This window comes from Pseudomonas abietaniphila, assembly GCF_900100795.1.
Taxonomy (GTDB): Bacteria; Pseudomonadota; Gammaproteobacteria; order Pseudomonadales; family Pseudomonadaceae; genus Aquipseudomonas; species Aquipseudomonas abietaniphila.
On the sequence record NZ_FNCO01000010.1, the window covers coordinates 139,259 to 165,464 of the forward strand.

Consider the following 26,206-nt stretch of genomic DNA (forward strand, 5'->3'; position numbering starts at 1 on the left):
AACTAAGCTGGTTATACTTCAGCAATTGTAGGAATCTGGATACAGACCATGACAGAAGTTGCCCACATCGACGCAACCCAACACGCCCCGTCTGTCATCCGGCAGTTGCTTGGCAAAGCGGCCATCAACTTCCGGGAAGTCATGGACGACGAAACGCTCCCCACTGCGCAGAAGGTCCAGGCCGTTCTGGTCCACGATTCCGTTGGTGCGTTGCTGATCCTTTTCCCGCAGAGCCAGTTGCTGGACCTCAATCGGATTACCGAATTGACCGGTCGCAAGCTGACCGCCGTGTCGCAAGAGCACCTGGATCAGATGCTCGGGAAGAACAACCTGCATAGCCTGCCCGCCCTTCCGGCCCTGACCAGTTCACCGTGCCTGTACGAAGAGCGCATCCTTCAGGAGCCCACGGTACTGATCGACTCGGGCGAACCTGGCCTGCTGCTGGAGATCAGCAGCGAAGACTTCAAATCCCTGTTGAGCAAAGCCAGCGCCGCCACCTTCGGCGAGCCGGTCAATCTGGTGCAACCGAACCTGACGCGTCCCGATGACGACCGTGAGGAGATCACCAAGGCCGTCCAGAACTTCACCGCCCGCCGCATCCAGCAACGCCTGGAAGCGACGGTGGAAATTCCGCCGCTGGCGGACACTGCTCAAAAAATCATCAAACTGCGTGTCGATCCGGATGCGACCATCGACGACATTACCGGTGTCGTGGAAACCGATCCGGCGCTGGCCGCGCAGGTGGTCAGCTGGGCGGCATCGCCGTATTACGGCTCCGCCGGCAAGATTCGCTCGGTTGAAGACGCCATCGTGCGCGTGCTGGGCTTCGACCTGGTGATCAACCTGGCCCTGGGTCTGGCGCTGGGCAAGACACTGGCCTTGCCCAAGGATCATCCGCAGCACGCGACGCCGTACTGGCAGCAGTCGATTTACACCGCCGCCGTTATCGAAGGCCTGACCCGCGCCATGCCGCGCGCCAAGCGCCCTGAAAGCGGCCTGACGTACCTTGCCGGTTTGCTGCATAACTTCGGCTATCTGTTGCTGGCGCACGTCTTTCCGCCGCATTTCTCGCTGATCTGCCGACAAATCGAGGTCAACCCGCACCTTCACCACAGCTTCGTGGAGCAGCATCTGCTGGGCATCTCCCGCGAGCAGATCGGTGCCTGGCTGATGCGCAACTGGGACATGCCTGAAGAACTCTCCACCGCGCTGCGTTTCCAGCACGACCCGCATTACAACGGCGAACATTGCGAGTACGCCAACCTGGTGTGTTTGGCGGTGCGTCTGCTGCGCAAGGAGGGGATCGGCTCCGGCCCGATGGAAAGCATTCCGGACGAGCTTTTCGAACGCCTGGAACTGCCACGCGATAAAGCGCAGGACGTGGTGCACAAGGTGCTGGAAGCCGAAGTGCTGCTGCGCGAACTCGCCTCGCAGTTCCACTGATTGACCGCTTGTGCCAACCGCCTCTGATTCCACGGCGGTTGGAACGACCTGTGGGACCAAGCTCGACCTGAGCGGCATTCCGCCGAAAGCTGCGGTCAATGACTGCAAGGGTGAATGAAACGACTCGAAAATCTGTGGGAGCGAATTTATTCGCGATAAATCTTTCAGCCGACACGTTTGTATTGGTCCTGCTGATTCATCGCGAATGAATTCGCTCCCACCGTTGGATTTTTTCCAGCCTCAGACCTTTTTCTTCCTCGGCTTCAAATATTTCGTCAGGCCCTGAAACCACATCACCAGTCCGGTGTTGCCGGTGACCTGAATGTTCTTGTCCTGAATCCCCTGCATGAACGCCAGTTGCTTGTTCTTCGCCTGCATCGTGGCGAAGCCGTAAGTCGCGTCCTTGAACGAGATCGCAAACGCTGGCGCGGCGACAGCGCCACTGCGGCTGCTGACGCGTTGATCCTTCACCACGAAATGACGAGCCACTTTGCCGTCGCAGGTCTGCAGCTGGAACGTCAGGTCCTTGCCGGCGAGCTGTTGCTGGAATGCAGGGTTGTTGCGGCTGGCGCGGGTCATGAGCAGACCCAGCATCCAGAGGAGAAAACGAAACTTCATGTGCGACGCCTCATGCGATCAGGTGCGGATGAGCAACCAACGGCAGTGTAGCGAGCTTGAACACCGAATGACGTAACAGAACCCGACGGTCGCAAAGTGGCGACGCAGACAGCTCGCCGGGCCAGACAACCGGCCATAAAAAATGGGCATCCAACTGCTTGGTATGCCCATTTCCACGCTGTTCGCCTTCCGCAAGACGTCCAGCTATTTATTTCTTCTTCGCAGGCGTCACGACAGGGTTAACGCTGTCTTTCAGGAACTTGCCCGGCTTGAATGCAACGGTGTTGCTGGCCTTGATTTTGACCGGCTCGCCAGTCTGTGGATTCTTGCCTGTGCGCGCGCCGCGATGGCGCTGCAGGAACGTGCCGAAACCCACGAGGGTCACGCTGTCCTTTTTGTGCAAGGCGTTGGTGATTTCATCCAAGACGGCATTGAGGACACGATTGGCTTGTTCTTTGGTGAGATCTGCCTTTTCGGCAATAGCGGCTGCGAGTTCTGGTTTACGCATATGAAGCCTCTTTTACGGTTTTTTGTTTTTATGTCCCGTGCCACCCTTCCAGGGCAGCGAGCAGGTACCGCAACGGCTCTACGTTGCGGCAGACCGGAATGAGGATGGCATGCTGCCGATCCCCGCGCCAGTACGTGGGCCACGTTTGTATCAACAAAAACGTGCCTTATCCGACAGAACGACAGCTATTTATGCCAGCAGCGGTGGCAAGACCTTGTTCAAGGCCAGTTTGTCCATGACGGCGGCGCCTGTCAGGGCGTAACCCAGCAGGTTTCCGTCCGCATCGTGACACAGCGCCTTGATGTCCGCGCCCTGCCCTTCAACGGTCCAGACGCCTTCCCGGCCCTTGGGCGGTGGCGAAACCACGAGTGGGCAAACAGGCGTTTTCACCGTCACCGGCATGGGGCCGTATTTGACCGGCGTAGATGTGCCAGCCAGTGTTTGCGCCAGGGCACGCGCGCAGCTCATCAGCGGCATGACATAGAGCAGATTCAACCCGTCCACTTCGGCGCAATCGCCCAGCGCATAGATGTTGGCGTGAGAGGTCTTGAGGTGACGATCAACCACCACCCCTCGGCCAACCTCAAGGCCTGCGGCAGCAGCCAGATCGACTCGGGGCCGCAAGCCAATGGCCGACACTACCAGATCACACAGCACAACTTCGCCATCGGACAGGTGCGCCTCAAGGCCATCGCCCGTTCGCAAGAGCCGGGTCAGGACAGGGCCCAAGTGGAACCGCGCGCCCAGACCCTCAAGTCCGGCTTGAACAGCCGCCGCTGCCGCCGGGTGCAACAAGGTCGGCATGACCTGTTCGCAAGGCGCCACCAGATCGACCTCGTAACCGCCCACGATGAGGTCATTGGCAAATTCGCAACCGATCAGGCCGGCGCCGAGGATGAGCACACGCCGTTTACCTGCCGCGGCGGCACGAAAACGCGCGTAGTCCTCAAGATCATTGATAGGGAAGATGGCGTCGCCAGCATCGCCCTCCACCGGCACACGCACGGTCTCTGCGCCCCAGGCCAGGATCAGATCACGGTAGTGCACCGACTCTTCACCTATCCATAGGCGCTTGTGACCCGGGTCGATACCACTGATTCGAGTGTGGGTGCGCACTTCGGCCTTGAGCTGTTCGGCCATGGCGCCGGGCTCGGCCATGCTCAGGCCGTGGGCTTCCTTGTTCTTGCCAAAACCGGTGGAGAGCATGGGCTTGGAGTAAGAACGACCGTCATCGGCCGTGATCAGCAGCAGCGGCGTTTCGCCATCGAGCTTGCGAAATTCCCGTGCGAGGTTATAACCCGCAAGGCCGGTACCGACGATCACCACAGGTGCGTTCATTCGTGTCTCCTGAATCAGATAAGGAACGGCGGATCAGCCGATTTCGATCATCTCGAAATCCATTTTACCGACACCGCAGTCAGGGCAGAGCCAGTCCTGCGGGACATCCTCCCAGCGGGTGCCCGGTGCAATGCCGTCATCCGGCCAACCATCGGCTTCGTTGTAAATCAGGCCACAGACAATGCATTGCCACTTTTTCATGGGTTGGTTCTCTTGGTTCACAGGCTATACGTGCCCAGACGCTTGGCGGCCATCGCGCGCTTTTTCGAATGGGTCTGGGCGTTTTACTGATCACCGGGCGTTCACGCAAGTTTCATCGACGCGCAGCCCCCGATCCGGTCGTCGGCCAGCCACCTCAATCATGCTAAGCTCGCCGCCTCGATTGCTGCCAATAACTGTTCACTGTGATCCAGCAAAATCCTGCATGCCCAACGCCCGAATGGCTGTTGCGCGATCAACTGATCAACGCGCCCGCGCCCGTCGTCCTTGAGTGGCTGTTCCACGAAGACTCCCTGACCCGCCGCCTCACCCGACTGTCCCACGATGGCTTTAGCGTCACGCCGTTGTTCGAAGGCTGGCAACCGCTGCGTGCCGATGAATGTGCGGCGCTGAACCTGCCGGATGGCAGTGAAGGCTGGGTGCGCGAGGTGTACCTGCTCGGGCATGGCGAGAAGTGGGTATTTGCCCGAAGCGTCGCCGCGCGTGCCGCGCTGGAAAACGATGGCTTGCACATGGACGAACTGGGGACGCGCTCGCTGGGCGAGTTGCTGTTCAGCGACCGGGCGTTCGCGCGCGGACCTTTGCAGATTTGCCAATACCCCTCGTCCTGGTTGCCGCAAGCGGATAACCGCGCAGGACTCTGGGGTCGTCGCTCCTGTTTCACGCGAGGGGCGCTGGGCATCCTCGTCGCCGAGGTATTTTTGCCGACCGTCTGGCGCGCCATTGATGCCGCCTCCGAATCCGCCAAGGAGCGTCACTGATGTACTTGTCGCTGCTCAAGTCCCTTAACCGCCTGCATCCACGCGCCTGGGATTTCATTCAACTGACCCGCATCGACAAGCCGATTGGCATCTACCTGTTGCTGTGGCCAACGCTGTGGGCCTTATGGATTGCCGGCAAAGGCTCGCCATCGCTGAGCAACGTCCTGATCTTCGTCGTTGGCGTGTTCCTGATGCGCGCTGCGGGCTGTGTGATCAATGACTTCGCCGACCGCAAGGTGGACGGCCACGTCAAACGCACCGAGCAACGCCCTCTGGTCAGCGGCAGGGTCACCTCCAAAGAAGCGCTGATTCTGTTCGCCGTGCTGGTGGGACTGAGCTTTCTGCTGGTGCTGCTGACCAATTCGACAACGATCTGGCTGTCATTCGGCGGCCTGGCCCTGGCTGCCACCTATCCCTTCATGAAGCGTTACACCTATTACCCGCAAGTGGTGCTGGGCGCAGCGTTTTCATGGGGCATGCCGATGGCGTTCACGGCCGAGACCGGCGACCTGCCTGCCGCCGCGTGGCTGCTGTACATCGCCAATCTGTTGTGGACGGTGGGCTACGACACGTATTACGCGATGACCGACCGCGAGGACGACCTGAAGATCGGGGTGAAATCCACGGCCGTGCTGTTTGGCGACGCCGATCGGGTGATCATCCTGACGCTGCAGTGCCTGGCGCTGTTCTGCCTGATGCTCGCCGGCTCAAGGTTTGAGCTTGGGTTGTATTTCTTCCTCGGCCTGCTGGTCGCGGCGGGATGCTTCGCTTGGGAATTCTGGTCGACGCGGGATAAAGCGCCGCAGGCCTGCTTCAAGGCTTTCCTGCACAATCATTGGGCGGGGTTGGCGATATTCGTGGGGATCGTCGTGGACTACGCGCTGCGCTGACCTTCGACAGGCCAGCGCAGGTTTGAAGGGCGGCTCCGATCAGTGCTTCATGCCGTGGACGGCGTGCCACACGCCGCCTTTGCCATCGCCGGTCATTTCGCCGGGCTTGTCGTTCTTGAAGGTATAGAGCGGCTTGCCGTCATAGGCCCACTGCATCTTGCCGTCGTCACGCTTGATCGTGGTCCACTTACCTGACGCCTTGGCGTCTGCCGGTGCCATCATCGGTGGCCAGTTGGTTGCGCACTGGTCGTTGCACATGGACTTGCCACCTGAGTCCTTGTCGTACGTGTACAGCATCATATTGCTGTGGTCGGCCATCATGCCGTCCTTCGTCACCATCGCGGGGTCAGCAGCAAACGTCATCCCGGAGGATGCCAGTGCAACAGCAGCAAAAAGACCCATAAAAGCAGAAGAAATTTTAGCCATCGGTATGTTCCCTTTTTGTTAGTCGTAGGTTGGACAAACGTTGTAGGACAAGACCACAAGCTTAGCCCTAGACCGGGCAATGCGCCTGGTTCGAACTAACCTGTCACACGACTGCAATAATTCCGTTATCTAATGCGCCCCAAGACAGTTAAATGACATGAGGTTCAAGGCATGGTTGGCAGGAGCATTCTGATCGTCGACGACGAAGCGCCGATTCGCGAGATGATCGCCGTCGCACTGGAAATGGCCGGCTATGACTGCATGGAGGCAGAGAACTCTCAGCAAGCCCACGCGGTCATCGTCGACCGCAAACCCGATTTGATCCTGCTCGACTGGATGCTGCCCGGCACGTCCGGCATCGAGCTGGCGCGTCGGTTGAAGCGTGATGAGCTGACCGGGGACATCCCGATCATCATGCTCACGGCCAAAGGCGAAGAGGACAACAAGATTCAGGGTCTTGAGGTCGGCGCCGACGATTACATCACCAAGCCCTTCTCTCCTCGTGAACTGGTGGCGCGCCTCAAGGCCGTGCTGCGCCGCGCGGGCCCGAACGACGGTGAGTCGCCCATCGAAGTGGGCGGTCTGCTGCTGGACCCGATCAGTCATCGCGTCACCATCGACGGCAAACCTGCTGAAATGGGCCCGACCGAATACCGCCTGCTGCAGTTCTTCATGACCCACCAGGAGCGCGCCTACACCCGCGGCCAGCTGCTCGATCAGGTCTGGGGCGGCAACGTTTACGTCGAAGAGCGCACGGTGGACGTTCACATTCGTCGCCTGCGTAAAGCCCTCGGCGATGCTTACGAAAATCTGGTACAAACCGTCCGCGGTACTGGCTACCGTTTTTCCACCAAAAGCTGAGCAGCTTTTGGTAGCGACTCCGATCGCGGAAGACAAGGACGCGTTAATTGAACCAAAACTGGCATGGCACCCTGATCCGCCATCTGCTGCTATTGGTCACGGCCTCGCTGCTGGCCGGGCTGATCAGCGGCCATTATGGCGGGTGCCTGGCAATCGGCCTGGGCCTGTACCTGGCCTGGACCCTCAAACAGTTGCTCAGGCTGCATGACTGGCTACGCCATCACAAACCCGATGAGCCGCCGCCCGATGGCTACGGACTGTGGGGCGAAGTCTTCGACAGCATCTATCACCTGCAACGCCGCGATCAGCGTGTGCGTGGTCGTCTGCAAGCCGTTATCGACCGGGTTCAAGAGTCCACGGCGGCGCTGAGAGACGCCGTGATCATGCTCGACAGCGAAGGCAACCTGGAATGGTGGAACCGCGCTGCCGAAACGCTCTTGGGTCTGAAAACACCTCAGGACAGCGGCCAGCCCGTGACCAACCTGGTGCGCCATCCGCGTTTCAAGGAATACTTCGAGCACGCCAATTACGCCGAACCGCTGGAGATCCCTTCTCCGGTCAACGACCGCCTGCGCATTCAGATGTTGATCACTCGCTACGGTAACAACGAGCACCTGATGCTGGTGCGTGACGTGACGCGTCTTCATCTGCTGGAGCAAATGCGCAAAGACTTCGTGGCCAACGTCTCCCATGAACTGCGCACACCCTTGACGGTGATCTGCGGTTACCTCGAAACGCTGCTGGATAATGTGGAAGAGGTGAACCCGCGCTGGGTCCGCGCGCTGCAACAGATGCAGCAACAAGGCGGCCGCATGCAGACGTTGCTCAACGACCTGCTGCTGCTCGCCAAGCTTGAGGCGACGGATTACCCCTCGGACAACCAGCCGATCGCCGTGCCGGCGTTACTGCAGAGCATCAAGAACGACGCTCAGGCCCTGTCAGGCGCCAAGAATCAGGAAATCACCCTGGACGTGGAAAGCGACTGGAGCCTGAAAGGCAGCGAGGCGGAATTGCGCAGTGCGTTCTCGAACCTGATTTTCAACGCGGTCAAGTACACACCGGCCGAGGGCAAGATTCGCATCCGCTGGTGGGCCGATGGCCGGGGCGCGCACCTGAGCGTGCAGGACTCCGGGATCGGTATCGACCCCAAACACATCCCGCGCCTGACCGAGCGTTTCTATCGAGTGGATTCCAGCCGGGCGTCCAATACCGGTGGCACAGGACTGGGGTTGGCGATCGTCAAGCACGTGTTGCTTCGCCATCGCGGCGCGCTGGAGATCAACAGCGTGCCGGGCAAAGGCAGCGTATTCATCTGCAACTTTGCCCCGATCCAGATGACCAAGCCCTAGTATTGGTGGCCGATAGCCGCTAAATTGCATCGCTTGTGCCCTCCATTTGTGAGGGCTTATTTCATCCTTTTTCAAAACGGAACCCGCAAAACCCCATCATGGACCCTTCCCCAGGTATTAGCTTCGCGTCACTTTTCGCCGACTTCGGCATGATTCTCTTTGCAATGATTCTGGTCCTGCTCAACGGCTTTTTCGTCGCAGCAGAGTTCGCCATGGTCAAACTGCGCTCCACTCGCGTGGAATCCATCGCCGAGAAAAACGGCTGGCGCGGCCGCATCCTTCGCACCGTACACAGCCAGCTCGATGCCTATCTTTCTGCCTGTCAGCTCGGTATCACGCTCGCCTCGCTGGGCTTGGGCTGGGTCGGTGAACCCGCGTTCGCGCACCTGTTGGCGCCGCTGCTGGAAGCCATGGGCGTTGGCTCGCCCGAAGTGATCAAGGGCGTGTCGTTCTTCTCCGCCTTCTTCGTGATTTCTTATCTGCACATCGTGGTCGGCGAACTGGCTCCTAAATCCTGGGCCATCCGCAAGCCTGAGCTGCTGTCGTTGTGGACGGCCGTTCCGCTGTACCTGTTTTACTGGGCCATGTACCCGGCCATCTACCTGCTCAACGCCAGCGCCAACGGCATTCTGCGCATTGCCGGTCAGGGCGAACCCGGCCCGCATCACGAGCATCACTACAGCCGCGACGAACTGAAGCTGATTCTGCACTCCAGCCGAGGTCAAGACCCGAGCGACCAGGGCATGCGCGTATTGGCCTCGGCCGTGGAAATGGGCGAGCTTGAAGTGGTGGACTGGGCCAACTCCAGGGAAGACCTGGTGACGCTGGACTGCAATGCGCCGCTCAAAGAGATCCTCGCACTGTTCCGCCGTCACAAATTCAGCCGCTATCCGGTGTACGACGCACAGCGCAACGAGTTCGTCGGCCTGCTGCACATCAAGGACCTGCTACTGGAACTGGCGGCGCTGGATCACATTCCCGAATCGTTCAACCTCGATGAGCTGACGCGACCACTGGAGCGCGTGTCCAAGCACATGCCGTTGTCGCGCCTGCTGGAGCAGTTCCGCCAGGGCGGCGCGCATTTCGCTGTGGTGGAAGAGGCCGACGGCAAGATCATTGGTTACCTGACCATGGAAGATGTGCTGGAAGTCCTGGTCGGTGACATTCAGGACGAACACCGAAAGGCAGAACGCGGCATCCTCGCCTATCAACCGGGCAAGTTGCTGGTGCGCGGTGATACGCCGCTGTTCAAGATCGAACGCCTGCTGGGCATCGATCTGGACCACGTCGAGGCAGAAACCCTCGCAGGCCTCATCTACGACAGCCTCAAGCGCGTGCCTGAGGAAGAGGAAGTGATGGAAGTCGAAGGCCTGCGCATCATCATCAAGAAGATGAAAGGCCCGAAGATCGTGCTGGCGAAGGTGTTGAAGCTGGATTGATGGATTGCACCAAATCCTTGTAGGAACGCGGCTCGTGTCTGGGCCCCTTCGGACGACCTGCCGGAAACCGGCGGTAAGCCTGGCGAATGCATTTTCGCCTGACACCGCCGATGCTCATGGGATTACGACTGCTGCGCAGCAGATCGCGGGACAAGCCACGCTCCTACAGAGGTCTCAGCCAAAATGGTCAATTCCCGCCGATGGCGAAATTCGGCAGGCTCTGCACTGGCCGTGCGAACTCATACGGAATCGACTCCAGCGCCAGCCCGACGTTGCGCTGCACCACGAAGTGCAAATGCGGGCCGGTGCTGTTGCCCGTATTGCCTGAGCGCCCAAGCGGCGTGCCTACCGCCACGCGTTCACCTTCCTTCACGCTGACCGACCCCTGCATCAGGTGCAGGTACACACCCATGGTGCCGTCGTCGTGGAGGATGCGCACGAAGTTGCCCGAAGGATTCGCCCCTCGCCCGGATTGACCGTTCTCGGTCTTGATCACCGTGCCGCTACGGGCCGCGATGATCTGCGTGCCTTCGGGCATGGCAATGTCGATGGCGTAACGGCTCTTGGCGCCGACATGGCTGTAAGAACCGTTAGGCCCCTGACTGATGCGGAAAGGACCGCCGACCCACGGCAGCGGATAACGGTAAGCCAGCCCGCCGGCTGAAACACTGCGCTGAGGATCGCCGACAATCGAGCGCAGGCTCGGCTTGTACGACATGGCCTTGCTGGGGATTTGCGGGCTCAGGGCCAGCAATCGTTCGTTGCTGCGGGCAGGAATGGTGCGGCGGATGACCTGATCGGCGACGCCGACCACGTTTTTCACGCCAGACAACCTCAGCTCGATTTCGACCGGCGCATACAGGTCGTTGCGCACGTACAGGCTGTCGGTGCCTTTGGCTTTCTTGACGTTGAGGCGAACCTGGCTGTCGATGCGCTCAACCATGCGCTCTCGGAGTTTCATCACCTGCGCGCCAGGGACGGGTTGGTCGGTAAACGAAACCACTCCGTTGGCATCGGTGAATCTGTAGATGGTGACAGCTGCGGCCGATTGCGCAGCCAGAAGCAGTACACACACCGTCAGCAAGCGCTCTAACATCTGGATAGGCCTGGCTTAGGGGACAATGGGAGCCAGCCTAACAGCGAAACCGATAGAAAAGGACTCATCCGTATCAATCGGTAATAGACGAAGCGTCAAGGAAATCGCGTCAGGGTCAGGCGCGAAGGGATTTGCAATTTCTATGCTTGCAGGGAGTGCGGTTCGTCGGGCTGACAGAGGAATATCCTGGAAACAAATGCCTGAGGAAGCGCGTTGATTCGCGAGAATCGTACGGTATAGAGATGGGTCGGATCGCGGTCAGGTCGCGCAAACCACTGTAGGAGCTGCCGGAGGTTACGACGGTGGCGAATTGCGATGTGTCAGATAAATCGCATTCGCGGCCGTCGTAACCTCCGACTGCTCCTACAGGTTCTGCAGCGTTAGCAGAATCAGGCTCCGGGCACGAAGTGCTTCTGCGCCGTACCACGAGCGATCAGGCGCGACAGGTAGTCGAGCTTCTGAGTGTCCTGGTCGACGAAACGGAAGGTCAGCTGCAGCCAGTCACTGTCCGGTTTCTGCTCGAATGCGGCGATGGCATGCAAGTAACCGTTCAGACGTGCCACCTCGGCGTTGTCGCCCTGCTCCAGATCGAGCACGGCGCTGTCGAGGATCTGCGGCAGGGTTTCACTGCGACGCACAACCAGCGACGCCTCCTTGAGGGTCAGCGCCTTGATCACACACGGCTGAGTGCCACTGGAAAGACGCAACTGCCCCTGACCCCGGCCCGTTGGCTCTGCCGCCGCAGCGGGCTTGGCCATGGGTTTGATCAAAGGTTGTGCAGGCGCGGCGGCTGGCGTCGCGCTCACCGTTTCAGGACGATTGCCAGTCAGCGCGCTCAGCGAGTCATTGGCGAAGGCTGCGTTGGCGCGCGCCGGGGCGCCGGTCAGTAGGGCCTCCAGCTTGCCGACTTTGTGCAGCGCTTTCTTGACCTTGGTCAGCAACTGTTCGTTGGTGAACGGCTTGCCGATGAAATCGGAAACGCCGGCGTGGATCGCCTGGATCACGTTCTCTTTGTCACCGCGGCTGGTGACCATGATGAACGGCATGTTCTTCAGGCTTTCCTGCTGACGGCACCAGGTCAACAATTCCAGCCCGGACATCTCAGGCATTTCCCAATCGCACAGCACCAGATCGAAGACCTCTTTGGTCAGCAACACTTGGGCTTTACGGCCATTGACGGCATCTTCCAGGGTGACGCCAGGGAACGCATTACGCAGCCCTTTCTTGACCAGATCGCGGATGAACGGCGCGTCATCCACCACCAATACACTGACTTTACTCATCGACGCTCCTGATGGCGTGTTCACCGCAAATGGCGAGCATATCGCTGGCTGGTGGCCAACTGCCAAATTGTTTGACGACACCGGGACATTTATTCGCGGGTGACCGAAAAAAGAGGTACCTGCAAAAACAAAAACGCCCGGCGTTCGCCAGGCGTTTTTTCTCAGGCAATCTTACTTATCGTCAGGTGCGCCCGGAACATTAGGTATTTCGGCGGACAGACCTTTGACTTCTTCCTGCATGCGCTTGAGGCCAAGGTGACGCACGTCAGTGCCGCGCACCAGATAGATCACCAGCTCCGAGATGTTGCGAGCGTGGTCACCAATGCGCTCCAGCGAGCGCAACACCCAGATTACGTTCAGAACGCGGGAAATCGAGCGCGGGTCTTCCATCATGTACGTGACCAGCTCACGCAGCGCGGTCTTGTACTCGCGGTCGATGGTCTTGTCGTACTGCGCAACCGACAGGGCCAGATCGGCGTCGAAACGAGCGAACGAGTCGAGTGCATCACGCACCATGCTGCGAACCTGGTCGCCGATGTGGCGCACTTCGACGTAACCCCGCGGCGACTCGCCTTCTTCGCACAGCTGGATGGCGCGACGGGCGATCTTGGTGGATTCGTCACCGATGCGCTCCAGGTCGATCACGGACTTGGAAATGCTGATGATCAGGCGCAGGTCCGAAGCGGCAGGCTGACGGCGGGCCAGAATGCGCAGGCACTCTTCGTCAATGTTGCGCTCCATCTGGTTGATGCGGTCGTCGACCTCACGAACGCGCTGGGCAAGGCCCGAGTCGGCGTCGATCAGCGCGGTGACCGCGTCGTTGACCTGCTTCTCGACCAGACCACCCATTTCCAGCAGGTGGCTGCGAACTTCTTCCAGTTCAGCGTTGAACTGCTGGGAGATGTGATGTGTATGGCTGTCTTTGATCATGCTGAGTGTCCGTCCGATTGATTGCGCGGTGGTTCAGGGCTGACGAAACACGTGCTAGCCGTAACGACCGGTTATGTAGTCTTCAGTCTGTTTTTTGGTCGGATTGGTGAACAACGTATCGGTGTCCCCGAACTCGACCACCTTGCCCATGTACAGAAACGCGGTGTAATCCGACACGCGCGCCGCCTGCTGCATGTTGTGGGTAACGATCACAATGGTGTATTTGGATTTCAGTTCGTAGATCAGCTCTTCGACTTTTAACGTCGAAATCGGGTCAAGCGCGGAGCACGGCTCATCCAGCAGCAGTACTTCGGGTTCGACGGCGATAGTGCGGGCGATCACCAGACGTTGCTGCTGACCACCGGAAAGTCCGAGCGCCGACTCGTGCAGGCGGTCCTTGACCTCATCCCACAACGCCGCGCCGCGCAATGCCCACTCGACAGCCTCGTCGAGCGTGCGCTTTTTATTGATGCCCTGAATCCGCAGGCCATAAACGACGTTCTCGTAAATGGTCTTGGGAAACGGGTTGGGCTTCTGAAACACCATGCCCACGCGACGGCGCAGTTCGGCGACGTCTTCGCCCTTGGTGTAAATGTCGTGCCCGTAAAGCTTGATCTCGCCCTGCACACGGCAGCCGTCGACTAGATCGTTCATCCGATTGAAGGTGCGCAGCAACGTGGACTTGCCGCAGCCAGACGGTCCGATGAACGACGTGACGCGTTGTTTCGGGATGTTCATCTGAATGTCGAACAGCGCCTGCTTTTCACCGTAAAACAGGCTCAGGCCCGGGACTTCCAGCGCAACGGCTTCGCTGGCCAGGTCCAGTCCCTGACGCTTGCGACCCAATGCCGACATGTTGATGCCGTGGGTGTGGGGTTCATGCTGCATGTTCTCACTCCGTTCATAGCGGCACGCATCGAACTGCAAGCTGCAAGTTCGAGCAGAAGCGGCGTGCGGCGTTTGACTGACCGCGCTTAGCTCGCCGCTTGTGGCTTTCAATCATTCTTCCAGCGCTTTGTACTTCTCGCGCAGGCGGTTACGGATCGTCACCGCCGACAGGTTCAACAATGCGATCACCAGCACCAGCAACAGCGCCGTGGCATACACCAACGGCCGCGCCGCTTCGACGTTGGGGCTCTGAAAGCCGACGTCGTAGATGTGGAAGCCCAGGTGCATGATCTTCTGGTCGAGGTGCAGATACGGATAGTTGCCGTCCAGCGGCAGCGACGGTGCCAGCTTGACCACGCCGACCAGCATCAGCGGCGCCACTTCTCCCGCTGCGCGCGCCACGGCCAGGATCAAGCCGGTCATCATCGCCGGGCTGGCCATGGGCAGGACAATCTTCCACAGCGTTTCGGCCTTGGTCGCACCGAGCGCCAGCGAACCTTCACGCAGGCTCAAAGGGATACGCGCCAGACCTTCTTCCGTCGCAACGATCACCACCGGCACGGCCAGCAACGCCAGCGTCAACGAAGCCCACAGCAGGCCCGGCGTACCGAAGGTCGGGGCTGGAAGTGCCTCTGGGAAAAACAGCTGATCGAGCGAGCCGCCCAGCACATAGACGAAAAAGCCCAGACCGAACACGCCGTAAACAATGGCCGGAACGCCGGCGAGGTTGTTCACCGCGATACGGATCAGTCGGGTCACCGGCCCCTGGCGGGCATACTCACGCAGGTAAACCGCCGCCAGCACGCCGAATGGCGTCACGATTACCGCCATGATCAGCGTCATCATGACCGTGCCGAAAATCGCCGGGAAGATGCCCCCTTCGGTATTGGCCTCACGCGGGTCGTCGCTGAGGAATTCCCACAACTTCTGGAAATAGAAGCCCAGCTTGGTGCCGATCCCCATGGCATTGGGTTGGTAAGCGTGCACCACCTTGCCCAGGCTGATCTCGACTTCTTTACCGTTGGCATCGCGCGCGGTCAGGCTGTCGCGGTTGAAATCGGCGTGCAAGGCAGCGAGGCGCGATTCGATGTCCTTATAGCGTGCATCGTACTCAGCACGCTCCGAGGCCATGTCGGCCTGGGCTTCGGCGTCGAGTTTGCCGTTCAATTCGAGCTTGCGGGCTTGCAGACGCAAGCGTTCGATCCCATGGTTGATGGCCCCGATGTCTGACTTTTCCAGACCGTCCAGTTCGTCCGAGATCGCCTGCACCCGCTTGATACGCTCCTGCAGTTGCGGCCAGGCCGCCTCTCCCTGGGCGACAACGTTGCCGTTCTCTTTAACGTTGACCAGATAGCCGTAGAAATTGCCCCACTCGCGGCGTTCGATCGTCATCAGTTCGGCAGGCTTGGTCTGATCGGTGAGCCATTCGCCGATGACCCAGTTGAAATCGCTGGGGCTGATGTCGCGGTTACCGACCTTGAACAGATCGCGGGTCATGAACTCAGGCCCCTGATCCGGCACCGGAAGACCTGCAGCCTTGAGGCGGGCACGCGGCACTTGCTCGGACTGCACCAGTTCGCCCACCAGTACATGCTTCTCTTGGCCAGGCACGTCGTAATGCGCAGAGATCACGTCAGCGGGCCAGAAATGCCCAAGGCCGCGCACGGCAATCACAGCCAACAGCCCGATGGTCATGATCACCGCGATAGACACAGCACCCGCACTCAACCAGACACCGGGGCCACCGCTTTTGAACCAGCTCTTCAGGGAGGTCTTTTTCATCGGTATCTACCTGCCCTAGAGAGACGAATACTGCTTGCGCAGGCGCTGACGAATCAGCTCCGCCAAGGTGTTCATGACAAAGGTGAACATCAGCAGAACCAACGCCGCCAGGAACAACACGCGGTAGTGACTGCCGCCCACCTCGGACTCGGGCATTTCCACCGCAACGTTGGCCGCCAGCGTGCGCATGCCTTCAAACAGGTTCATGTCCATGATCGGCGTATTGCCGGTGGCCATCAGCACAATCATGGTTTCGCCTACCGCGCGGCCCATGCCGATCATCAGTGCCGAGAAAATACCGGGGCTGGCGGTCAGGATGACCACGCGGGTCAAGGTCTGCCAGGGCGTGGCACCCAAGGCGAGTGAGCCCAGGGTCAGGCCGCGCGGCACGCTGAAGATCGCGTCTTCGGCAATCGAATAGATGTTCGGAATCACGGCAAAGCCCATCGCCAGCCCGACCACCAGGGCGTTGCGCTGGTCGTAGGTAATGCCCAGGTCGTTGGTGATCCACGAGCGCATGTCGCCGCCGAAGAACCAGTTCTCCATGTGCGAGCTCATGCCCAGCGAAACCCAGCCCACCAACAGCACCACAGGGATCAGGATCGCGCTTTCCCAACCCTCCGGCACCCGCAGGCGGATCGAATCAGGCAGGCGGGTCCACAGGAAGCCCGCCAACAAGATGCCGATGGGCGTGAAAATCAGCAGACTGAAGATGCCCGGCAGATGCCCTTCCAGATAAGGCGCCAGAAACAGGCCCGCGAAGAAGCCGAGAATCACTGTCGGCATGGCTTCCATCAGCTCGATCACCGGCTTGACCTTGCGGCGCATGCCCGGCGCCATGAAGTAGGCCGTGTAAATGGCCGCAGCCACCGCCAGCGGCGCTGCCAGCAACATCGCGTAGAACGCAGCCTTGAGCGTGCCATACGTCAGCGGCGCCAGACTCAGTTTGGGCTCGAAATCACTGTTGGATGCGGTGGACTGCCAGATGTACTTGGGCTCGTCGTAGTTCTCGTACCAGACCTTGTCCCATAACGCGCTCCACGACACTTCCGGGTGCGGGTTCTTCAGACTCAGCGGTAGCAACTTGCCGCCGTCCTCCACGACGATGCGGTCGGCACGCGGCGACAGGCCCATGACGGCCGGGCCGCTGGCGACCGGGTCGATCAGCAGCGTGCGATGTGCAGTGCTGTGAAACACGCCCAGCTTGCCGGCGGTGTCCATGGCAATGAAGCCTTTGCGGCGTTGCTCGGCCGTGATCTGCGAGATCGGCGCTCCGCCCATTTTGAAGTCACGAATGTGCTGGAGGCGCATCTCGCCATCGACATCACGGGCCATGAACCATTGCGCGATGTTGCCTCTGGAACTGCCAATCATCAGCGAGATACCGCCGACGAGCTGGGTGCTGGCCGTGGTTTCGGCATTGGCGTCTTCAAGCAGCTTGTAACGGCCGTTCAGCGTGCGATCGCGAAGGTTGAAAACGTCTGCTTGAGCACGGCCATTGATCACATACAGCCACTGCTGACGCGGGTCGACGTAGATCGCCTTCACGGCCGCGGACAATTGCGGCAGATCGATGCGGCTTTGCTCGTTGGTCGTCTCGCCCGTCATCAGGTTTTCGGCCTGCGTCAGAGACAGCACATGCAGCCGGGCGCCGGTCGCGCCCGCCAGAATCAAGGTGGAGTCGTTGGCATTGAGGCTGACGTGTTCCAGCGCCCGCCCTTCTTCGTCGAGCACCAAAGGCGTCTCGCCGTAGGGGTACGTGATGGCCGGCGTGATGATTTTCTGGTTACCCGGGTACGTGATCGGGTAAGCATGCTTGAACACCAGCACCTGACCGTTAGACAGACCCACTGCGATCAGCGGCTTGCCGGGTTGATCCTGCGCAACTGAGGTCACGTGCGCGCCTGCAGGCACCGGCAGCGCCACACGCGACAGCTCGCGGCCGTCACTGAGAAGAAAGAACAGCGCTTCGCCTTTGTCGGATACGCGCATGCCGACCTGGTTCTGCTCTTCGATGACCAGCACCATCGGTTTGCCAGCATCCTGCAGCCAGGCAGGCGTTTGAACGGTATTGGCGCTCAGCTTCGCTCCCTGAAAGAGAGGCGCGACGACATAGGCGAGGTAAAAGAAGATCAAGGTGATTGCGGCCAACACAGCAAGACCGCCAACCAGCACGTACCAACGCGTGAGGCGGTCCTTGAGCGCACGAATACGACGCTTGCGTTGCAGCTCGGGCGTATTGAAATCAATGCGCTCGGGAGGGGATCTTTCGGTCATCGATGAATTGGCCAAATCATTCATGCGCACACCCTAGCCACTCTGTATGACAAATACATGACAGCAGGGTGACGCAAAAAAGCCCGTCGCCCCGGAATCGTGGCAACGGACTGCTCATTGTTTCGCGAGCCTCGTTCCATAAGGCCTTTTTCGTTTTTGGCGGGACGAACCTGTCACCCCGCATCAGGGTTATCCGCAGGCGCCTCGCGCCAGCCGTTCTTATAGCCCCAGATCAGCCAACGCTTTGCTTACCACCTTGGCTGGTAGAGGAATGTACCCGTCTTTCATGACAACTTCCTGACCCTGTTTTGACAGCACCAGTTTTACGAACTCAGCTTCCAGCGGATTCAGCGGCTTGTTCGGCGCCTTGTTGACGTAGACATAAAGGAAGCGCGCCAGCGGATACGTGCCGTTCAGCGCGTTGGTTTCGTTGTCTTCGATGAACTCGCCGCCCTCTTTCTTCGCCAGTGGCACGGTGCGCACGCTGGACGTTTTATAACCGATACCTGAGTACCCAATGCCGTTAAGCGAGCTGCTGATCGAGCTCACCACCGACGCCGAGCCCGGCTGCTCATTGACGTTGGGTTTGAAGTCACCTTTGCACAAGGCCTCTTCCTTGAAGTAGCCGTAGGTGCCGGACACCGAGTTACGGCCGAACAGCTGGATCGATTTGCCTGCCAGGTCACCGGTCACACCGATATCACCCCAGGTCTTCGCGTCCGCCTTGGCGCCGCACAGACGGGTCGCGGAGAAAATCGCATCCACTTGCTGCAACGTCAGCCCCTTGATCGGGTTGTCCTTGTGGACAAATATCGCCAGTGCGTCCACCGCAACCGGAATCGCCGTCGGCTTGTAGCCATACTTTTGCTCAAAGGCAGACAGCTCGCCGTCTTTCATCTTGCGGCTCATCGGCCCCAACGTGGCCGTGCCCTCCGTCAGCGCCGGTGGCGCCGTCGACGATCCGGCCGCCTGAATCTGAATGTTTACGCTTGGGTATTCTTTTTTGTACGCCTCGGCCCACATCGTCATCAAGTTGGCCAACGTATCGGAGCCGACACTGGAAAGGTTGCCGGACACCCCCGTGGTTTTGACATAAGGCTTGATCGCGGGGTCAACCGCCGCCATCGCGTGAACTGCAGCGACGCTCGCCGCTACGAAGGTGAATGCGGACATCAAACGCTTGAGTGTCATGCCTGGCTCCTGGCGAGGTGTTGGGGTGGCCGAGGGGGTGATGGCCATGTGACTACTCTATGACGAGATTGTGACATTTAAATGAAGGCTGCGATTTTTTAGACTACAAGCGTATGAGATTCAGCACCCACTCACTTTAAGGTGTTCCGGAGACAGATCTAAAGAAAATTTAATTACCCGACGCAAAATATTGGTTCCAAGAGATAAACACTGACCTCACAGGCAATGTAGGAGAATTCCGAAAATGAAGGCTCCCCTACAATTGTAGGATTGCATAGCACTGTGCTGCAGCTTAACCTTAGTCGGCTGGAAAAATATCCGAATAGCAAAAAAAACTTGCTTAGAAAAAACACAATGAAGATGAGCCAATATAACAAGTAAATAAGACAATCCTACCAATATAAAAGCCCTAACAACCTGCCAAATCTTAAGCATCACACTTATGCTAAGTGCGACCGACTCAATTCACACCGCTAGAGAAAAGTTACTCTTTTTTCCATACAACCTCATTACCGTTAAATCACTAACCAATATCGAATCAGCAATAGTTTAAATCCACTTGAAGGAAACTTGTTATGGCGTCTAGAATTCTAGGTCAAATCGACATCTCACGCTACGATCTTGCTAAAGACATTAAAATCTTAAATTCAATTACGAAACTTCCAGAAGAATATGACGAGTTTGGGCAAGGTTACTGGAAAAACCTGTCTATCTATAACGCAAGTGGAAGAGCCGAAGACAGTCAGTTCCGGAAAAGTGATGAATGCTTGAGAACTGAATATGCCTCGAAATGCCCGGAAATCCAGCGTTTAGTTGAGGACAATTTCAAATTCACACACTTGAAGATGGTCAGAGCTCGAAGCCTGGTGGACGGCATGGTAATTCCGCACCGTGATTTCGTTGAACTCGAAAAAAGCACTACTTATTTTAGAGCATTCGTTGCTTTAGAAACCAATAATGAATCCTTCCACTCTGACGAATTCGGTGTCTTTCAAATGAAAGCTGGGGAGGTATGGTTCCTAGATGCCGGCATAAATCATGCGGCGGTGAATTTCGGCTTGGGCAGCCGAATGTTCCTCTGTCTTGACTTTATGTTCGAAGGGAAACTAAACACTAATAATATTTTCGCAGAATGCGTGTCAACAACAACCCATAGAAACTCATTTTACGTTGACCGCAAGCCACTTGATGAGCGCGCAATTGAACTTATTATTAACTCAACTGCTGGAATCTTAAATAGACATACCTTTAAAGATATAGTGTTCGCGCTTTCAAAGTATCATTTTTTATATGACATACCAGTCGCCTGCTGCTACGACTGGATTATCGCGTCAGCAGAAATGATAAGTGATAATGAAATCATCCGAAAAGCGAAATCCATGCAAAAATATTTGATCGAAAAACGTGACATAGGTGAGCGGTACGTCATAAACGATTGGCAGGTTTGACATGGGCTCCGCTATGAGATTAATTGAAAGATGCTCGCCTGTGCTATTTCTTATGATATGGAGTAGCGGAACAATATTTGTCAAACTTGGGTTGGAATACGCATCAGTTTCGGTATTTCTGACGATCCGATCAGTCGGAGCTACCGTGGCGCTTTTTGTCGCCCTTACGCTAATTACAAATACAGGGGAGGTTTGGAAAAAACTATACCTAACGAAATCATTACTTTTCCAAACAGTTCTCACGGGGCTATTACTACAGGCCGGATACCAGTCAGCATTTTTTTTGGCCCTATATTATAATCTTAGCCCCGGATCACTATCAATAGTACTAGGAACCCAACCTATTTTGACTTCGTTATTTGCAGGAGAAAAACTGAGGCTGACCGGTTACCTCTTCCTTGCTTTAGGTATATTTGGCCTGACTATTTCGATAATAGGGGCACGTGAAATTGGATCTATCACATCAATGGGCATCATTTTCGGGACGATATCTGTTATTGCTATTTCGTTGGGATCAGCCATGCAGAAAAAGTTAAAGACGGATACAGTAGCATCGGCCTTCTATCAAAGCCTAAGCGCATCTCTAGTCTTCCTTATTGCCCTTCCATTGACCAACATTAAACTAACAATCACGCCAGAATTTATATTGTCTGCAACCTGGATGATTGTAATGGTTTCAACGCTAGGAGTTTTGCTAATGTTTTATCTCCTTAAATACAACTCAGCGAGCAACGTCGGCATCTTATTTTACGTAGTTCCCATACTAACTATCACTCTCGATTATTTAATTTTTGATAATGGAGTGACGTGGACCACGGTCGCTGGGGGGCTTGTGGTACTCGGTGCAGTATGGGGATTCCGGCAGACCGAAATTCCAGAGAAGCAACCCTAGATTCATTTTAAGAATCGCCCTTTCTGAATAGCATTTTCTGTTCGCTCGGCGTGATCTGCGGCCTTGAGCTGGAGCCTGAAACCTCTATGACCTCTCGTAGATTAGATTGAAGGCAAAAACCCGAACCTCAGCTCGTAACGCATGGTTACGTAGGTAACTTTGAACAGTTCGCCTATCCACTTAGGATGACCATCAGTCCGACTCTAACAAACATTTACGGCGTATTCTGAAGCACCTAGAGGCTGGGCGTTTCCTACCAGTGAAATCATAGGGCCTAAACCGCGCCAGCAGAGATTATGTGGCCTAATTTTGCAGTAGGACCGGGGTGCTAGTTTTTGGACACTCTAACTTCTAATAACAACTTATGATGAGGTGCACCTCATATTATTTTGAGGTGCAACTACTTCTCACAACTCAGCAGGCCTGCCTTATTTTAAGCAGATACACCCCAATCACCATCCCCAACACACACAGCCCCGCCACGTACCAGGCCGGCCCCATCGGGTTGGCCTTGAGCATCAGCGTGACGATCATTGGTGTCAGGCCACCGAAGATGGCATACGCCAGGTTGTAGGAGAACGATAAGCCCGAGAAACGCACGACCGGCGGGAAGGCTTTTACCATCACGAACGGAACGGCGCCGATGGTGCCCACGAACAGGCCGGTGATGGCGTACAGTGGGTACAGCCAGTCAGGATGAGCACCTACGGTGTGGTAGAAGGTCCAGGAACTGACCAACAATCCCAGCGAGCCAAACAAGAACACCAGACCCGCGCCAAAACGGTCCGCCAGCGCGCCTGCGCCGATGCAGCCCAGACTCAGCAGGACGATCGCCAGGCTGTTGGCCTTCAGAGTGACAGCCGGGGCGAAACCGTAGGTGGTTTGCAGCAACGTTGGGGTCATCAGGATGACGACGACCACACCGGCCGACAGCAGCCAGGTCAGGGCCATCGACAGCACGACCGCGCCGCGATGGTCACGCAGCACAGCCTTGAGCGGGACCTCTTCAGCCAGCGCTTTGCGCAGTTGAAGTTCAGCGAAGACCGGCGTCTCGTGCAGCCAGCGACGCAGATAGACCGACATCAGACCAAACACACCGCCCAGCAGGAAAGGGATCCGCCAGGCGTAGTCCGACACTTCGGCCGGGGTGTAGAGACTGTTGATCCAGGTCGCCACCAGCGAACCGAGCAAAATGCCCGCAGTAAGACCGGAGGTGAGGGTACCGCAGGCGTAACCGACGTTACGTGCGGGAACGTGCTCGGAAACGAATACCCACGCACCCGGCACTTCGCCACCAATCGCGGCACCCTGAATGACGCGCATCAGCAGCAACAAAAGTGGCGCCCAGATACCAATCTGCGCATAGGTGGGCAGTAGGCCCATGATCAAGGTCGGCACAGCCATCAAGAAAATGCTCAAGGTGAACATTTTCTTGCGACCCAGCAAATCGCCAAAGTGCGCCATGACGATGCCGCCCAACGGCCGAGCCAGATAACCGGCGGCAAAAATGCCAAACGTTTGCATCAAACGTAACCATTCCGGCATGTCCACGGGGAAGAACAGCTTGCCGACCACCGCCGCGAAGAACACAAAAATGATGAAGTCGTAGAATTCCAACGCCCCGCCGAGCGCAGAAAGCGAGAGGGTTTTGTAATCGTTGCGAGTCAGCGGACGCGATGGCTGCGCAGCATTTGTGGACACAGAGGACATAACAGGGGCTTCTCTTTTGAGGCTCTCTTGGGACGAAAAATCAATTGCGATGCAGCCGGGGATAACGGCTGTGCACGCGATTTATCGACTCGAAGATGTAATCGGGCATCAAAATTGCGTGCCAATAACGGCGTAGTGCGCCAAATCGGTCCGGCACGATAGCAAATTGTTTCCAAATGCACATAGACCGAAACAACAGCCAGTCAAAATCAGAACCGAACGGTCGAAGCTTCAACCATGGCCCGATATACTCGCTGGCCGCGGCTCAACCGGTCTTTCAGGGAATTTGTGCGAAACCATTTGCCCAAGTCGTTTTCGCAGAGTTTCCCTAATTTAACGTGATGAAGACTTAGAGAGTCATGGGTCAGAGGCCCCAGGCAATGAACGAACTTGAACAGGAAGACCCTATACCGCAGGGCGATCTCGCGCTGCAAATCACCGCCCTTCCCCGCGAAACCAATGGCTTCGGCGATATTTTCGGTGGCTGGCTGGTCGCCCAGATGGACCTGGCAGGTACTGCCATGGCCAGCAAGGTCGCAGGCGGTCGCGTGGCCACCGTAGCCATTGATCGCATGGCCTTTCTGGTGCCGGTCGCCGTGGGCGCGCAGCTGTCTTTTTATACACAGACCCTGGAAATCGGCCGCAGCTCGATTCAGATGATGGTCGAGGTATGGAGCGATGATCCGCTGTCCAGCGAATGGCGCAAGGTGACTGAAGCCGTATTCGTGTTCGTCGCGATCGACGGCAGTGGCCGCACGCGTTCGGTTCCTGCGCGGCGCTGAAACCGCCTGGCGCTGCGTTCTTCGCACTTGGCAGGGCGCACTAAACTCATCAAGCTTGGCACAGTCTGATTCAGTCACTGTCCTTTGAGTGAGTACCCCTATGCCTACGCCAGAAGTCGAATCCATCCAGCTCGGTGAGCTCAATTGCTGGCGTATTCGCCACGGTCAGGCCGAACTGGTGGTTGCCCAGCAGGGCGCGCACATCATCAGTTATCAAGTCGACGGCGATCAGCCTTTGATCTGGTCCAACCCGGGCGCGCTGTTCAAGCACGGCAAGGCGATTCGTGGCGGCATGCCGATCTGCTGGCCATGGTTCGGCAACTTCCAGCGCAACCCGCAAAGCGTGCAGGCGATGCGTCAAAGCAGCGAAACGGCCAACGCCCACGGCGAGGTCCGCGCCATCGACTGGGAGTTGATGGGCATGGGCGAAGATGGCGATGCATTGATCGTCGAGTTCATTCAGCCCAAAGCCGAAGGGCATCTGCCGGGCTGGCCGCACACCGTGGGCCTGAAGCTGCAGATTCGTCTGGATACAGCCTTGAACGTCAGCCTGTTGAGCTTCAATGCGGGGCCTGAAGACGTCACGTTGAGCCAGGCGCTGCACAGTTATTTCGCGGTCAGCGATATCAAGCAGGTTCGCATCGAAGGCCTGGACGGCGTGAGCTACCTGAACACGCTGGAAAGCTGGGAACAGCAGAAGGTGCAAGCCGGTGACATTACCTTCAGTGGCGAGACGGACCGTATCTATCAGGACACGCCTGACCTGATTTCGGTGATTGACCCTGAGTGGAAGCGCAAGATTCAGATCCAGACCACCGGCTCAAGCTCAGCGGTGGTGTGGAATCCCTGGATCGAGAAGACCAAGACGTTCAGCGACATGGAAGCCGATGGCTGGCAGAACATGGTGTGCGTCGAGACGGCAAACGTCATGACGGACATCGTGACCATCAAGCCGAACGACATGCATGTGATGAGCGTGAGCATCTGGGCTGAGCCGTTGACTGACGCCTGACAGGAGTCGGTGCCTTTGTAGGAGCGCCCGGACCAAGCGCGCTCCTACACGACGCTGCGCCAGACCATAACCGATTCTTACAAATCCGCTTCTACTACCACACGCACCTTAGACGCATCCAGCGCATAAGCCGCGTCAGCCAGATCGTTGCTGACTTTCTCGACCTTGAGCGTGCCGATGACCCACAGCGGCGTGTAGATGTCGTCGATCTTCAAGCCTTTCGGGTAACGCACCAGCACCAGCTGATTCGGTGGCGGTGGCGGCACGTGGATGCAGGCGCCGGGGTAAGGCACGAGGAAGAACAGCGTGCTGTGACCTTTGGCGTCGGTTTCCAGCGGCACCGGGTAACCGCCAAGGCGAATATTCTTGCCGTCCATGGCCGCGACGGTCTTGGTCGAATACATCACGGCGGGCAGGCCTTTGCTCTGCTTCAGCCCACCCTTGCTGTCGAACGTTCCCTGGGCTTCCGGGGAGTTGTGATCGATTTCGGGCATGGCTTCGAGGGCTTTCTGGTCCGACTTGGGCATCAGTTCGAGCCAGTCGGTTTCCGGGAGATCGGCGGCGCGTGCCAGTCCACAGACCAGCAGCAGGGTAACGAAGAGGAGACGACGCATTAAGGGGCTCGGCATGGAGGGTTCAAGTGCCGGGCATTCTAGCCCTCCGCGCGGCAATAGCGCAGAGGGCCAGACTCAGTTTCACTTCTTTTTGATCATGCCGTAGATCACCAGCAGGACAATCGCGCCAACCAGCGCACCCAGGAAACCCGCACCCTGACCGGCCTGATAGATGCCCACCGCCTGACCACCGTAGGTCGCGGCCAGAGAGCCGGCGATACCCAGGACAATGGTCATGATCCAGCCCATGCTGTCGTCGCCAGGCTTCAGAAAGCGAGCCAGCAAACCGACGATCAGGCCGATGAAGATGGTTCCGATGATTCCCATGCCATTTCCCTCTGTTTGAATGAATATGCCAAAGCCTAGTAGGCAATTGGCAACACGCTATGAGAGGGGTACGGGGGATGAATGGTTCAAACAAAAGTCCGCAGGCGACTCGATCACTGTAG

Annotated in this window: 25 protein-coding genes; 10 read left to right on the forward strand and 15 right to left on the reverse strand. The window is 57.7% G+C overall.

The window, feature by feature from the left end; translation table 11 throughout:
- Positions 1 to 48: 48 nt before the first annotated feature.
- Positions 49 to 1,443, forward strand: coding sequence for an HDOD domain-containing protein (locus BLS87_RS19700; RefSeq protein WP_074754731.1), 1,395 nt, complete (start codon positions 49 to 51; stop codon positions 1,441 to 1,443).
- Between the two features lie 240 nt (positions 1,444 to 1,683).
- Here the strand turns inward: BLS87_RS19700 and BLS87_RS19705 are convergent, their stop codons facing one another.
- The 4 genes from BLS87_RS19705 to BLS87_RS19720 all read right to left on the reverse strand — a co-directional run bounded on the left by BLS87_RS19705 (position 1,684) and on the right by BLS87_RS19720 (position 4,108).
- The gene (locus BLS87_RS19705) at positions 1,684 to 2,061 is read right to left on the reverse strand and encodes an SCP2 sterol-binding domain-containing protein (RefSeq protein ID WP_074754733.1); all 378 of its coding nucleotides are present in this window, start codon (positions 2,059 to 2,061) and stop codon (positions 1,684 to 1,686) included.
- A 208-nt stretch (positions 2,062 to 2,269) separates the two neighbouring features.
- Positions 2,270 to 2,569, reverse strand: coding sequence for an HU family DNA-binding protein (locus BLS87_RS19710; protein ID WP_074754735.1), 300 nt, complete (start codon positions 2,567 to 2,569; stop codon positions 2,270 to 2,272).
- 189 nt (positions 2,570 to 2,758) lie between these two features.
- Positions 2,759 to 3,907 (reverse strand): NAD(P)/FAD-dependent oxidoreductase, encoded by a 1,149-nt coding sequence (locus BLS87_RS19715; RefSeq protein WP_074754737.1) that lies wholly within the window; start codon positions 3,905 to 3,907, stop codon positions 2,759 to 2,761.
- 33 nt (positions 3,908 to 3,940) lie between these two features.
- A complete protein-coding gene (locus BLS87_RS19720; RefSeq protein WP_074754739.1) occupies positions 3,941 to 4,108 on the reverse strand; it encodes a rubredoxin in 168 nt (55 codons plus the stop codon).
- Between the two features lie 203 nt (positions 4,109 to 4,311).
- On the opposite strand from BLS87_RS19720, the gene BLS87_RS19725 reads away from it, so the two are divergent.
- On the forward strand, positions 4,312 to 4,887 hold the full coding sequence (locus BLS87_RS19725) for a chorismate--pyruvate lyase family protein (RefSeq protein WP_074754741.1): 576 nt from the start codon (positions 4,312 to 4,314) through the stop codon (positions 4,885 to 4,887).
- Positions 4,887 to 5,777: a 4-hydroxybenzoate octaprenyltransferase gene (gene ubiA / locus BLS87_RS19730; protein ID WP_074754743.1), complete on the forward strand. Its 891-nt coding sequence runs from the start codon at positions 4,887 to 4,889 to the stop codon at positions 5,775 to 5,777. The genes BLS87_RS19725 and ubiA overlap by 1 nt, the downstream gene beginning before the upstream one ends.
- A 39-nt stretch (positions 5,778 to 5,816) precedes the next feature.
- On the opposite strand, the gene BLS87_RS19735 is transcribed toward ubiA, so the two are convergent.
- On the reverse strand, positions 5,817 to 6,203 hold the full coding sequence (locus BLS87_RS19735; protein WP_074754745.1) for a COG4315 family predicted lipoprotein: 387 nt from the start codon (positions 6,201 to 6,203) through the stop codon (positions 5,817 to 5,819).
- 171 nt (positions 6,204 to 6,374) lie between these two features.
- Between BLS87_RS19735 and phoB the strand changes: the two genes are divergently transcribed.
- From phoB to BLS87_RS19750, 3 genes are all read left to right on the forward strand, one after another.
- On the forward strand, positions 6,375 to 7,064 hold the full coding sequence (gene phoB, locus BLS87_RS19740) for a phosphate regulon transcriptional regulator PhoB (protein WP_062379821.1): 690 nt from the start codon (positions 6,375 to 6,377) through the stop codon (positions 7,062 to 7,064).
- Positions 7,065 to 7,111: 47 nt separating this feature from the next.
- Positions 7,112 to 8,413 carry a phosphate regulon sensor histidine kinase PhoR gene (phoR, locus tag BLS87_RS19745; protein ID WP_074754749.1) on the forward strand — a complete coding sequence of 434 codons (1,302 nt, stop codon included), beginning with the start codon at positions 7,112 to 7,114 and terminating at the stop codon, positions 8,411 to 8,413.
- A 98-nt stretch (positions 8,414 to 8,511) separates the two neighbouring features.
- A complete protein-coding gene (locus tag BLS87_RS19750; RefSeq protein ID WP_074754753.1) occupies positions 8,512 to 9,852 on the forward strand; it encodes a hemolysin family protein in 1,341 nt (446 codons plus the stop codon).
- A 187-nt stretch (positions 9,853 to 10,039) separates the two neighbouring features.
- Here BLS87_RS19750 and BLS87_RS19755 read toward each other — a convergent pair whose 3' ends face one another.
- From BLS87_RS19755 to BLS87_RS19785, 7 genes are all read right to left on the reverse strand, one after another.
- On the reverse strand, positions 10,040 to 10,948 hold the full coding sequence (locus BLS87_RS19755; protein WP_074754756.1) for a peptidoglycan DD-metalloendopeptidase family protein: 909 nt from the start codon (positions 10,946 to 10,948) through the stop codon (positions 10,040 to 10,042).
- Between the two features lie 389 nt (positions 10,949 to 11,337).
- Complete coding sequence (locus tag BLS87_RS19760; protein ID WP_074754758.1) at positions 11,338 to 12,231, reverse strand: response regulator; 894 nt, start codon at positions 12,229 to 12,231, stop codon at positions 11,338 to 11,340.
- Between the two features lie 171 nt (positions 12,232 to 12,402).
- Positions 12,403 to 13,161 (reverse strand): phosphate signaling complex protein PhoU, encoded by a 759-nt coding sequence (gene phoU, locus BLS87_RS19765; protein ID WP_074754760.1) that lies wholly within the window; start codon positions 13,159 to 13,161, stop codon positions 12,403 to 12,405.
- A 54-nt stretch (positions 13,162 to 13,215) separates the two neighbouring features.
- A complete protein-coding gene (gene pstB, locus BLS87_RS19770; protein ID WP_074754762.1) occupies positions 13,216 to 14,049 on the reverse strand; it encodes a phosphate ABC transporter ATP-binding protein PstB in 834 nt (277 codons plus the stop codon).
- Between the two features lie 111 nt (positions 14,050 to 14,160).
- Entirely contained in the window at positions 14,161 to 15,831 is a 1,671-nt protein-coding gene (pstA, locus tag BLS87_RS19775; protein WP_074754764.1) for a phosphate ABC transporter permease PstA, read from the reverse strand.
- A 15-nt stretch (positions 15,832 to 15,846) separates the two neighbouring features.
- Positions 15,847 to 18,132 (reverse strand): ABC transporter permease subunit, encoded by a 2,286-nt coding sequence (locus BLS87_RS19780; RefSeq protein ID WP_074754766.1) that lies wholly within the window; start codon positions 18,130 to 18,132, stop codon positions 15,847 to 15,849.
- Between the two features lie 195 nt (positions 18,133 to 18,327).
- On the reverse strand, positions 18,328 to 19,299 hold the full coding sequence (locus BLS87_RS19785; RefSeq protein ID WP_074754768.1) for a phosphate ABC transporter substrate-binding protein PstS family protein: 972 nt from the start codon (positions 19,297 to 19,299) through the stop codon (positions 18,328 to 18,330).
- Between the two features lie 575 nt (positions 19,300 to 19,874).
- Here BLS87_RS19785 and BLS87_RS19790 point away from each other — a divergent pair.
- Both BLS87_RS19790 and BLS87_RS19795 read left to right on the forward strand, forming a co-directional pair.
- Positions 19,875 to 20,747, forward strand: a complete 873-nt coding sequence (locus BLS87_RS19790) for an aspartyl/asparaginyl beta-hydroxylase domain-containing protein (protein ID WP_074754770.1) — start codon at positions 19,875 to 19,877, stop codon at positions 20,745 to 20,747.
- Between the two features lies 1 nt (position 20,748).
- Positions 20,749 to 21,639 (forward strand): DMT family transporter, encoded by an 891-nt coding sequence (locus tag BLS87_RS19795; protein WP_083370720.1) that lies wholly within the window; start codon positions 20,749 to 20,751, stop codon positions 21,637 to 21,639.
- 414 nt (positions 21,640 to 22,053) lie between these two features.
- Here BLS87_RS19795 and BLS87_RS19800 read toward each other — a convergent pair whose 3' ends face one another.
- Complete coding sequence (locus BLS87_RS19800; RefSeq protein ID WP_074754772.1) at positions 22,054 to 23,349, reverse strand: MFS transporter; 1,296 nt, start codon at positions 23,347 to 23,349, stop codon at positions 22,054 to 22,056.
- A gap of 380 nt (positions 23,350 to 23,729) precedes the next feature.
- Between BLS87_RS19800 and BLS87_RS19805 the strand changes: the two genes are divergently transcribed.
- Positions 23,730 to 24,131 (forward strand): acyl-CoA thioesterase, encoded by a 402-nt coding sequence (locus tag BLS87_RS19805; RefSeq protein ID WP_062379844.1) that lies wholly within the window; start codon positions 23,730 to 23,732, stop codon positions 24,129 to 24,131.
- Positions 24,132 to 24,231: 100 nt separating this feature from the next.
- On the forward strand, positions 24,232 to 25,143 hold the full coding sequence (locus BLS87_RS19810) for a D-hexose-6-phosphate mutarotase (RefSeq protein ID WP_074754774.1): 912 nt from the start codon (positions 24,232 to 24,234) through the stop codon (positions 25,141 to 25,143).
- A 77-nt stretch (positions 25,144 to 25,220) separates the two neighbouring features.
- On the opposite strand, the gene BLS87_RS19815 is transcribed toward BLS87_RS19810, so the two are convergent.
- Together BLS87_RS19815 and BLS87_RS19820 are read right to left on the reverse strand one after the other, a co-directional pair.
- Entirely contained in the window at positions 25,221 to 25,757 is a 537-nt protein-coding gene (locus BLS87_RS19815) for a DUF3299 domain-containing protein (RefSeq protein ID WP_074754775.1), read from the reverse strand.
- An 81-nt stretch (positions 25,758 to 25,838) separates the two neighbouring features.
- Entirely contained in the window at positions 25,839 to 26,084 is a 246-nt protein-coding gene (locus BLS87_RS19820) for a GlsB/YeaQ/YmgE family stress response membrane protein (RefSeq protein WP_074754776.1), read from the reverse strand.
- Between the last annotated feature and the right edge of the window lie 122 nt (positions 26,085 to 26,206).

Excerpts from the sequence above, each read along its gene's own strand:
- BLS87_RS19700 (WP_074754731.1), top strand. The coding sequence starts at position 49 with ATGACAGAAGTTGCCCACATCGACGCAACCCAACACGCCCCGTCTGTC.
- BLS87_RS19705 (WP_074754733.1), bottom strand. The coding sequence starts at position 2,061 with ATGAAGTTTCGTTTTCTCCTCTGGATGCTGGGTCTGCTCATGACCCGC.
- BLS87_RS19710 (WP_074754735.1), bottom strand. The coding sequence starts at position 2,569 with ATGCGTAAACCAGAACTCGCAGCCGCTATTGCCGAAAAGGCAGATCTC.
- BLS87_RS19715 (WP_074754737.1), bottom strand. The coding sequence starts at position 3,907 with ATGAACGCACCTGTGGTGATCGTCGGTACCGGCCTTGCGGGTTATAAC.
- BLS87_RS19720 (WP_074754739.1), bottom strand. The coding sequence starts at position 4,108 with ATGAAAAAGTGGCAATGCATTGTCTGTGGCCTGATTTACAACGAAGCC.
- ubiA (WP_074754743.1), top strand. The coding sequence starts at position 4,887 with ATGTACTTGTCGCTGCTCAAGTCCCTTAACCGCCTGCATCCACGCGCC.
- BLS87_RS19735 (WP_074754745.1), bottom strand. The coding sequence starts at position 6,203 with ATGGCTAAAATTTCTTCTGCTTTTATGGGTCTTTTTGCTGCTGTTGCA.
- phoB (WP_062379821.1), top strand. The coding sequence starts at position 6,375 with ATGGTTGGCAGGAGCATTCTGATCGTCGACGACGAAGCGCCGATTCGC.
- BLS87_RS19750 (WP_074754753.1), top strand. The coding sequence starts at position 8,512 with ATGGACCCTTCCCCAGGTATTAGCTTCGCGTCACTTTTCGCCGACTTC.
- BLS87_RS19755 (WP_074754756.1), bottom strand. The coding sequence starts at position 10,948 with ATGTTAGAGCGCTTGCTGACGGTGTGTGTACTGCTTCTGGCTGCGCAA.
- BLS87_RS19760 (WP_074754758.1), bottom strand. The coding sequence starts at position 12,231 with ATGAGTAAAGTCAGTGTATTGGTGGTGGATGACGCGCCGTTCATCCGC.
- phoU (WP_074754760.1), bottom strand. The coding sequence starts at position 13,161 with ATGATCAAAGACAGCCATACACATCACATCTCCCAGCAGTTCAACGCT.
- pstB (WP_074754762.1), bottom strand. The coding sequence starts at position 14,049 with ATGCAGCATGAACCCCACACCCACGGCATCAACATGTCGGCATTGGGT.
- pstA (WP_074754764.1), bottom strand. The coding sequence starts at position 15,831 with ATGAAAAAGACCTCCCTGAAGAGCTGGTTCAAAAGCGGTGGCCCCGGT.
- BLS87_RS19780 (WP_074754766.1), bottom strand. The coding sequence starts at position 18,132 with ATGAATGATTTGGCCAATTCATCGATGACCGAAAGATCCCCTCCCGAG.
- BLS87_RS19785 (WP_074754768.1), bottom strand. The coding sequence starts at position 19,299 with ATGACACTCAAGCGTTTGATGTCCGCATTCACCTTCGTAGCGGCGAGC.
- BLS87_RS19790 (WP_074754770.1), top strand. The coding sequence starts at position 19,875 with ATGGCGTCTAGAATTCTAGGTCAAATCGACATCTCACGCTACGATCTT.
- BLS87_RS19795 (WP_083370720.1), top strand. The coding sequence starts at position 20,749 with ATGGGCTCCGCTATGAGATTAATTGAAAGATGCTCGCCTGTGCTATTT.
- BLS87_RS19800 (WP_074754772.1), bottom strand. The coding sequence starts at position 23,349 with ATGTCCTCTGTGTCCACAAATGCTGCGCAGCCATCGCGTCCGCTGACT.
- BLS87_RS19805 (WP_062379844.1), top strand. The coding sequence starts at position 23,730 with ATGAACGAACTTGAACAGGAAGACCCTATACCGCAGGGCGATCTCGCG.
- BLS87_RS19810 (WP_074754774.1), top strand. The coding sequence starts at position 24,232 with ATGCCTACGCCAGAAGTCGAATCCATCCAGCTCGGTGAGCTCAATTGC.
- BLS87_RS19815 (WP_074754775.1), bottom strand. The coding sequence starts at position 25,757 with ATGCGTCGTCTCCTCTTCGTTACCCTGCTGCTGGTCTGTGGACTGGCA.
- BLS87_RS19820 (WP_074754776.1), bottom strand. The coding sequence starts at position 26,084 with ATGGGAATCATCGGAACCATCTTCATCGGCCTGATCGTCGGTTTGCTG.